Raw genomic sequence first — 999 nt, 5'->3', positions numbered from 1 at the left:
ATTGTCATTTTACCGTCAATTATCTGATAAAGTTTGTCTGCCATATCTTTTAACCTTAAGTCATGAGTAACGCAACCATCACAAGTTATCTTATGCAGGGTTTTCTTCAGAAACGCCCTGTCTTGCAGCACGCTGCGGTCCAGTCACATAGCATCATGTGTTATGCTCCTTTCTAAATTGCCTGAACGGAAATGAGTTTTTCTTACTCACAAATCTCATTATAGCGCATCATCGGCTAATCTAAAATCAATATGCTTAGCGAGATTTAACGCGCGACTGCGTCATCAAAATAATGCCATGCAACCGTCGCAACCGCCTTTGCAGCGATTAAGATACTGTCCTCATTCATCTTGAATTGTGGACTATGATGCGGGTAATTACCCCCGTCTTGGGGTTGGGCGCCAATATAAAAGAACGTTGCTGGCACAACTTCACCATAATAAGAAAAGTCTTCTGAGGGACTTTGTGGCCCTAAATCAATGACTTGCTGCACTTCTGGTAGTTGCTGGTTAGAAATGGCAGTCATCGCAAAATTTGTGAGGGCTTCTGCGTTAAACAAAACGGGGTAATTATCATCATATGTCACCTCAACTGTCACACCAAATGTTGTGGCTAACCCTTTGGCCATCGTGTCGATTTGGTCACGAATCAAGAGACGGGTGCTTTCTTTCATCATCCGCACATCCCCTTTTAACGTGACCTGATCTTTAATGGCATTATAACTTCCTACCCCGTCAAACGAGCCAATGGTGACTGTGGCCGTATCAAAGGGATCAACACGACGAGCAACGATTGTTTGTAACGTAGTGACAAAATAACTCGCTGCAACAATGGCATCGTTAGTCAGATGTGGCATGGAAGCATGACCACCCGCACCAGTAATGACAATATCAAAGTTTGAGCGACCAGTTTGTGATTCCTTTGTGTGATAGGCAATTGTCCCCGTGGGAATACTAGTCATCACGTGCACACCAATGATGTCAGATACACCGGCCAGTG

Annotated in this window: 1 protein-coding gene; it reads right to left on the bottom strand. The window is 44.1% G+C overall.

The window, feature by feature from the left end; all coding sequences use genetic code 11:
* Positions 1-265: 265 nt before the first annotated feature.
* The coding region (locus ACW12G_RS07440; RefSeq protein ID WP_455647657.1) for an amidohydrolase at positions 266-999 on the bottom strand (734 nt) is incomplete at its 5' end.

This window comes from Leuconostoc sp., from assembly GCF_965300815.1.
The sequence above is the reverse complement of the archived record's forward strand: the minus strand, read 5'-3'. Positions and strand labels throughout refer to the sequence as shown.